This window comes from Pseudomonas sp. 05T35, assembly GCF_056396605.1.
This window is the reverse complement of the sequence record NZ_JBFTLU010000430.1, coordinates 1-3922: the sequence shown is the minus strand read 5'-3', so window position 1 is coordinate 3922 and position 3922 is coordinate 1. Positions and strand designations below refer to the sequence as shown.

General features: G+C 57.9%; 5 protein-coding genes. 3 read left to right on the top strand and 2 right to left on the bottom strand.

Annotated elements, in window-relative coordinates; translation table 11 throughout:
• The first annotated feature begins 135 nt into the window (after positions 1-135).
• The gene (locus AC1DH9_RS24570; RefSeq protein ID WP_145022190.1) at positions 136-432 is read left to right on the top strand and encodes a DUF1244 domain-containing protein; all 297 of its coding nucleotides are present in this window, start codon (positions 136-138) and stop codon (positions 430-432) included.
• Positions 425-763, top strand: coding sequence for a HopJ type III effector protein (locus AC1DH9_RS24565; protein WP_477808938.1), 339 nt, complete (start codon positions 425-427; stop codon positions 761-763). The genes AC1DH9_RS24570 and AC1DH9_RS24565 overlap by 8 nt, the downstream gene beginning before the upstream one ends.
• A gap of 184 nt (positions 764-947) precedes the next feature.
• Here the strand turns inward: AC1DH9_RS24565 and trxB are convergent, their stop codons facing one another.
• Positions 948-1910 (bottom strand): thioredoxin-disulfide reductase, encoded by a 963-nt coding sequence (gene trxB / locus AC1DH9_RS24560; protein ID WP_427533738.1) that lies wholly within the window; start codon positions 1908-1910, stop codon positions 948-950.
• 315 nt (positions 1911-2225) lie between these two features.
• Between trxB and cysZ the strand changes: the two genes are divergently transcribed.
• Positions 2226-2981 carry a sulfate transporter CysZ gene (gene cysZ, locus AC1DH9_RS24555; RefSeq protein WP_477808937.1) on the top strand — a complete coding sequence of 252 codons (756 nt, stop codon included), beginning with the start codon at positions 2226-2228 and terminating at the stop codon, positions 2979-2981.
• Between the two features lie 113 nt (positions 2982-3094).
• On the opposite strand, the gene AC1DH9_RS24550 is transcribed toward cysZ, so the two are convergent.
• On the bottom strand, positions 3095-3922 hold an 828-nt coding region (locus AC1DH9_RS24550), incomplete at its 5' end, for a hypothetical protein (protein ID WP_442114830.1).

The following is a 3922-nucleotide window of genomic DNA, read 5'->3' as shown; positions in this document are numbered from 1 at the left end:
TCGCCGAGTCGGTATCGATAACGCTTGCAGCGAGCCGCTAGCTACAAGCGGCAAGCTTCAAGCTGTAAACTTCCAGCCACCGCAATCCCGCTTGCAGCTTGAAGCTTGCCGCTTGAAGCTGTCTCAGAGAGACCTATGACCGAACAACAACGCCTGGAACTTGAAGCTGCTGCGTTCCGCCGACTGGTCGCGCACCTGGACAGTCGCAAGGATGTACAGAACATCGACCTGATGAACCTCGCGGGTTTCTGCCGCAACTGCCTGTCCAAGTGGTACAAGGCCGCCGCCGACGAACGCCAGATCGAGGTCAGCCTCGATGACGCCCGCGAAGTGGTTTACGGCATGCCGTACGCCGAGTGGAAAGCCCAATACCAGCAAGAAGCCAGCGCCGACCAGCAAGCGGCGTTCGCCAAAGGAAAAACCCATGACTGACCTGAACACCCTGCGCRCCAGCCTCAAGAGCGGCGAACATGCCTTCGCCGATACCCTGGCGTTCATCGCTGCTGGCTATGATTACCAGCCACAAGCCTTCAACAACGGTGGCGTGGAAAACGCCGCCGGACAGAACGAAGGCTCGTGCAAGACCCTCGGCCTGGCGCTGCTGGAAGGCTTGAGTGACGAAGAAGCGCTGCTGGCGTTTGGTGAGCATTACCGCTCTGTGGTTGCTACGCCGGATGGCAGTGACCATGGCAACATCCGCGCATTGATTGCGCAGGGTTTGGCCGGCGTTAAGTTCTCGCAACAACCACTGACCCGCCGCTAATTCCTGCCTGAAATGCAATCCCGGTGGGAGCAAGCCTGCTCGCGATAGCGGTTTGTCAGCCAACACAAGTGCTGAATGTAAAGCCGCCATCGCGAGCAGGCTCGCTCCCACAATGAACAGTATTGCCTGTTAAATCGCGGGTGCAAAAAAACCGGCCGAGGCCGGTTTTTTCATTTCAACGATTTCAGAACTTGGCGTTCTGCAGGTCATCCAGGTAACGCTCTGCGTCCAGGGCCGCCATGCAACCAGCGCCGGCCGAGGTGATCGCCTGACGGTAAACGTGGTCAGCCACGTCGCCAGCAGCAAAGATGCCTTCAAGGCTGGTCGCCGTTGCATTGCCTTCACGACCGCCCTGCACCACCAGATAACCGTCTTTCAAGGTCAGCTGGCCTTCGAACAGCGACGTGTTCGGGGTGTGGCCGATGGCGATGAACACGCCGTCGACTTTCAGCTCGTCGAAGCTGCCGTCGTTGTTCTTCAAACGAGCGCCGGTCACGCCCATGTTGTCGCCCAGCACTTCGTCCAGCGTCGAGTTCAGCTTCAGGACGATCTTGCCTTCGGCAACCCGTGCGTGCAGCTTGTCGATCAGGATTTTCTCGGCGCGGAAGGTCTCGCGACGGTGAATCAGGGTCACTTTGCTGGCGATGTTGGCCAGGTACAGCGCCTCTTCGACAGCGGTGTTGCCGCCACCGACCACGGCCACTTCACGGTTGCGGTAGAAGAAACCATCGCAGGTTGCGCAGGCCGACACGCCTTTGCCCATGAAGGTCTCTTCCGACGGCAGGCCCAGGTAACGAGCGCTGGCACCGGTCGCGATGATCAGTGCGTCGCAGGTGTAAGTGGCGCTGTCGCCCGTCAGGGTGTACGGCTTGGAGGCGAAATCGACGGCGTTGATGTGGTCGAAAACGATTTCGGTCTCGAAGCGCTCGGCGTGTTCTTTCATCCGCTCCATCAGTGCCGGGCCAGTCAGGCCGTGCACGTCGCCCGGCCAGTTGTCGACTTCGGTGGTGGTGGTCAATTGACCGCCAGCCTGCATGCCCGTGATCAGCAACGGCTTGAGGTTGGCGCGGGCAGCATAGACCGCAGCGCTGTAACCGGCAGGGCCGGAACCGAGAATAATCACTCGCGAATGACGTACATCAGACATGACTCACTCCTATCGACCGGCCGGTATTACCTGGCGCGGAACGCCGGATGACCGGCTGGAATAAAAAAAGGACTGTGCAGGCACTTGGGGAAGCGCCGTAGTTGGACAGCCCTGAAAAATAATGGGTGCAGCGTATCGAGGAGGCGAAGATTAAGGAAATACGGATTAACAATCCAGCTCATAGGCGGTCTCTATCCCCTGGAGGCTGATTTAAAGGCGCCTTTGTTACAGTTAATGTCGATGTCGTTACCGCACTTTCGCCTGTGTGGCAAAGCCGGTAAGGTCGGCGCGTTTTCTCATTGTTCGGAGCACGCTATGCCCGCCCCCGTTCTGTCCGGCCCGCAATACCTGCGCGAAGGCCTGAAGCTGGTCTTGAGTCCCGGCCTGCGTTTGTTCGTGTTGTTGCCGCTGGTCATCAACCTGGTGCTGTTCGTCGGATTGATTTACTTCGCCGGCCATCAGTTCAGCCTGTGGGTCGACTCCCTGATGCCTTCACTGCCGAGCTGGCTGAGTTTTCTCAGCTATGTACTTTGGCCGTTGTWCGTCGTTCTGGTGGCGCTGATGGTGTTTTTCACCTTCACCATGATCGCCAACGTGATCGCCGCGCCCTTCAACGGTTTTCTCGCGGAGAAAGTTGAAGTGGTGGTGCGTGGCACTGACGACTTCCCGACCTTCAGTTGGAGCGAACTGATCGCGATGATCCCGCGCACGTTCGCCCGGGAAATGCGCAAACTCGGCTACTTCCTGCCCAGGGCCCTCGCGTTGCTGATCCTGTCATTCATCCCGGTGGTCAACCTGGTCGCTGCACCGCTGTGGCTGCTGTTCGGCGTATGGATGATGGCGATCCAGTACATCGATTACCCGGCGGATAACCACAAACTGGGCTGGAACGAGATGCTCGCCTGGCTGCGCCAAAAACGCTGGCAGAGCATGAGTTTTGGCGGCATCGTTTATCTGGTGCTGCTGATTCCGCTGGTCAACGTCCTGATGATGCCGGCGGCCGTGGCTGGCGCGACGTTGTTTTGGGTGCGTGAGCGTGGCGACCATGCACTGAAGAAAAGCTCCGTCTGAGCAAGAACCGCTGTCGCGGCCGAGCCGCGGACGGTTGCATAACGGGCGACGCAGCACTTAAAAAGAAGCCCACGCAAGGATCCTGCGTGGGCTTTTGTTTGAACGACCGCCCTCTATGTCACCGTAAGAGTAACCACTGGGGAATCTAGCCCAGCAGGGATTTCTAGAACACGGATGTAATGGGTTCCCTTGCCAAGGGTTATGGACCTGGTTTCCTCACCCACTCCATTCACAGAAAAGGGGCCGTCCGAGACCATAGCGCTAACAATCTTGCCCTGTTTTCCAGGTGTAATCTTCACGGTCACTTCCACACGGCCATCCGTGATGATGTCGCCATCGAAGATAGGACGTCCTCCATTGGTGTAGGTCATCTTGGTGATTTTCGGATTCTCACCGCTTCTCACAGTAATGGTGTAGGTCGCTGATCGCGTCCCGCCGACACCTTGCTCTACGGCTATGAGCTCATACGTTTCTCGAGACAGCACCGTCGTCTTGAACTCCCACTTGCCAGGCGCCGTTATCGTGGCTGCCTTCTGCTTGATGGCGCCATAGTAAATGTCGACGTTCTTACCGGTAGCTACCGTGCCTTTGAGCATCAACGGTGTTTCGCTGGTCGTGCCGGTATCGCCAAGCAGAAAGCCTTTGTTGTCCCACACTTCGTTAATCGCCGGATTCACCGCCGCCGTCACGGTAACGGTCCGGGTCGCTGATTCCGTCCCGCCGACACCTTGCTCTACGGCTTTGAACCTATATTCTCTTAGAGAAGACAGTACCGACGTCTCGAACTCCCACTTGCCAGGCTCCGTTATCGTGGCTTGCCCCAGCTTGCTGGCGCCGTCGAAAATGTCGACTTTTTGATCGTCAGCTACCGTGCCTGTCAGCTTCAACGGTGTTTTGTTGGTCGTGACGGTATCGCCAATCGTCGTGCCTGCGACGTCCCT

Coding starts and splice junctions, on each gene's coding strand:
- trxB (WP_427533738.1), bottom strand. CDS start 1,910: ATGTCTGATGTACGTCATTCGCGAGTGATTATTCTCGGTTCCGGCCCT.
- AC1DH9_RS24570 (WP_145022190.1), top strand. CDS start 136: ATGACCGAACAACAACGCCTGGAACTTGAAGCTGCTGCGTTCCGCCGA.